Genomic DNA, 3,466 nt, shown 5'->3' with positions numbered 1-3,466 from the left:
TCGGGCAACCTGTGCCGCTGCACCGGCTACCGCCCCATCCTCGACGCCGCGCAGGCCATGGGCCAGGCGCCGGCCGCGCGGGTGGACGAGGCGCGGCTGCGCGACCTGCTGGCCACCATCGCCCCGGCCGACGGCGGCAGCGGCTACCTGGCCCCCACCACCCGGGCCGCCCTGCTGCAGGCCCGCGCCGCGCACCCCGACGCCCAGGTGGTGGCCGGCACCACCGACGTCGGCCTGTGGGTGACCAAGGGCCACCGCCACTTTGCCCAGGTGCTGGACGTGACCCGCGCCGCCGAGCTGCGGCGCCTGGAGCGGCACCCGGACCACCTCGCCATCGGCGCGGCGGTGACGCTGACGGACGCCTTCGCCGCGCTGGTGCAGGACCGCCCGGCCCTGGCCGCCTTCGCCGAACGCTTCGCCGGGCTGCCGGTGCGCAACGCCGGCACCCTCGGCGGCAACGTGGCCAACGGCTCGCCCATCGGCGACGGCATGCCGCTGCTGATCGCCTTGGGCGCGCGGGTGGGGCTGATGCGCTGGCACGCCGGCCAGGCCGAACGGCGCGAGCTGCCGCTGGAGGACTTCTACACCGGCTACCGCCAGAACGTGCTGCGGCCGGACGAGTTGCTGACGGACCTGGTGGTGCCGCGCCCCGCGGCCCCCTACCCCGCCGGTGCGCCCGACGCAGACCACGCCAGCGGCGAGTGGACGCGGGTGTACAAGGTGTCCAAGCGCTTCGACGACGACATTTCGGCCGTGTGCCTGGCGGTGTCGCTGCAGATCGAGCGCGGCGTGGTGGTGCGCGCGTCCATCGGCGCAGGCGGGGTGGCGGCCACGCCGGCGCGCGCGCCGGCCGCCGAGGCCGCGCTGACCGGCCGGCCCTGGCACGCCGACGCGGTGCGCCACGCCATGGCGGCGCTGCGCGACGCCTTCCAGCCGATTTCCGACATGCGCGCCAGCGCCGGCTACCGCCGCGAGGTGCTGGGCAACCTGCTGTGGCGCTGCTGGCTGGACAGCCGCACGCCCCCGGGCGGGCCCGCCACCGGCCTGGAGCGGCTGGACCCCGCCCTGCTGCGGGCCGTGGCGGCGATGGAGGGCACGCCATGACCGCCGCCCACCCGCCCCAAACGGCCACGCAGGCGCCCGAGGCCGCCGCCGCGGGCGCCTGCGGCCAATCGCACCCGCACGAAAGCGCCCGCGCGCAAATTTTGGGCGCCGCCACCTACGTGGACGACATGCCCGAACTGCGCGGCACGCTGCACGCCGCGCCCATCCTGTCGCCGCTGGCGCACGGCCGGCTGCGCGGGGTGGACGCCCGTGCCGCCCTGGCCCTGCCCGGCGTGCGCCACCTGGTGCTGGCCGACGACGTGCCCGGCGACCGGACCCTGGCGGCCTTCGCCCACGACGAGCCGGTGTTCGCCCACGACACGGTGCAGCACGTGGGCCAGGTGGTGGGCCTGGTGCTGGCCGACGACGCCACCACCGCGCGCCGCGCCGCCCGTCTGGTGACGCTGGACATCGACCCCCTGCCCGCCGTGCTGACCCCGCGCGAGGCCCACGCGCAGCAGCGCTACGTGCTGCCGCCGGTGCACGTCAGGCGCGGCGACGCCGCCAGCGCCCTGGCACAGGCCCCGCACACCCTGAGCGGTGCGTTCGAAGTGGGCGGTCAGGAACACTTTTACCTGGAAGGCCAGATCGCCTACGCCGTGCCGCACGAACAGCAACAGTGGGTGATCCACAGCAGCACCCAGCACCCCGGCGAAATCCAGCACTGGGTCGCCCAAGCCCTGGGCCTGCCCCAGCACCGGGTGCGGGTGGAATGCCGGCGCATGGGCGGCGGCTTCGGCGGCAAGGAAACCCAGGCCGGCCACCTGGCGGTGTGGGCCGCGGTGGCCGCGCTCAAGGCCGGCTGCCCGGTCAAGCTGCGGCTGGACCGCGACGACGACTTCCTCGTCACCGGCAAGCGCCACCCCTTCGCCTACGACTACACCGTGGGCTTTGACGACACCGGCCGCCTGCACGGGCTGGACCTGACGCTGCTGGCCAACTGCGGCTTTTCGGCCGACCTGTCCGGCCCGGTGGCCGACCGCGCCATCTTCCACAGCGACAACGCCTACTTCCTGGAGCACGTGGCCATCCACAGCTTTCGCTGCCGGACGAATCTGCAGAGCTTCACCGCCTTCCGCGGCTTCGGCGGGCCGCAAGGCGTCATCGCCATCGAGACCATCCTGGGCGACATCGCCCGTCACCTGGGACTGGACCCGCTGGCGGTGCGGCTGCGCAACCTGTACAGCGACGCCCCCGCCGCCCCGGGCCTGACCGCCAGCGGCCGGCGCGACACCACCCACTACCAGATGCGGGTGGAGGACAACATCCTCGAACCCCTGATGACGCAGCTGGCCGACACCAGCCGCTACGCCGCGCGGCGCCAGGCCATCGCCCGCTGGAACGCCGGCAGCCCGGTGGTCAAGCGCGGGCTGGCACTGACGCCGGTGAAGTTCGGCATCAGCTTCACCGCCACGCTGTTCAACCAGGCCGGCGCGCTGGTGCACGTCTACACCGACGGCAGCGTGCTGGTGAACCACGGCGGCACCGAGATGGGCCAGGGCCTGCACACCAAGGTGGCGCAGGTGGTGGCCGACGAGCTGGGTGTGCCCTTCGAGCGGGTGCTGGTGAGCGCCAGCGACACCGCCCGCGTGCCCAACGCCAGCGCCACCGCCGCCTCCAGCGGCACCGACCTGAACGGCCGCGCGGCCCAGTTCGCGGCGCGCAACGTGCGCCAGAACCTGGCCGCCTTCGTGGCTGGGCTGGACGGCTGCGGCGCCGGTGAGGTGGACTTCCACGGCGGCTGGGTGACGACGCCCCAGGCCACCCGCCCCTTCGCCGAGGTGGTGGGCCAGGCCTACGCCAACCGCATCCAGCTCTGGAGCGACGGTTTTTACCGCACCCCCAAGATCCACTACGACAAGACCACCCTCACCGGCCGGCCCTTCTACTACTTCGCCTACGGCGCGGCCTGCACCGAAGTCGCCATCGACACCCTCACCGGCGAAACCCGGGTGCTGGCGGTGGACATCCTGCACGACGTGGGGCGCAGCATCAACCCGGCGCTCGACATCGGGCAGATCGAAGGCGGTTTTGTGCAGGGCATGGGCTGGCTGACCACCGAGGAACTGGTGTGGAAGGCCGACGGCCAGCTGGCCACCCACGCGCCCAGCACCTACAAAATCCCCACCACCGGCGACGTGCCCGCGCACCTGCGGGTGGACCTGTGGCCCGAGCCCAACCGCGAAGACAACGTGTTCGGCAGCAAGGCCGTGGGCGAGCCGCCGTTCATGCTGGGCATCAGCGTGTGGGAGGCCATCCGCGACGCGGTGGCGCAGGCGCGCGGCGACGGTGCCCCGGTGCGCCTGGACGCGCCGGCCACGCCGGAACGGGTGTTGTGGGCGGTGTCGAAAGACGGCCCGCC

Annotated in this window: 1 pseudogene; it reads left to right on the top strand. The window is 73.9% G+C overall.

What is annotated here, in order from left to right:
• Nucleotides 1-3,466, top strand: a pseudogene (xdhB, locus tag HA630_RS03210) (xanthine dehydrogenase molybdopterin binding subunit); the annotation flags it as partial.

The sequence above is a fragment of the Aquabacterium sp. A08 genome (genome assembly GCF_011742065.1).
The sequence above is the reverse complement of the archived record's forward strand: the minus strand, read 5'-3'. Positions and strand labels throughout refer to the sequence as shown.